A 244-nucleotide genomic window follows, 5' to 3' on the forward strand; every position below is an offset into this window, starting at 1 on the left:
GTACTTCACCGCCCCATGGCTGGCCGAGGCGCCGTCCACGAGCAAGGCGTCGCGACCGGCCGGGATGTGGGTCAGCACGAATACGCCCTGCGCATCGGTGTGCACGGTGGTATCGCCGATGCTCACGTCCACATGGGCGACCGGGGTTTCGTCAATCTGGCGCACCTGACCGATCAAGGCGGTGGTGCCTTTTGGCAACGCGGCTTCGAGCGCATGCGTATCGGGCAGGTGTTGGTACGGGGCG

1 protein-coding gene is annotated in these 244 nt (G+C 66.4%); it reads right to left on the reverse strand.

Going from position 1 to position 244, the window contains the following annotated elements:
• Positions 1 to 244: hypothetical protein (locus AC4HNJ_RS22110; RefSeq protein WP_490481759.1), on the reverse strand; the 244-nt coding region annotated here is incomplete at both ends.

The sequence above is a fragment of the Dyella sp. SYSU CM1112 genome (genome assembly GCF_058216415.1).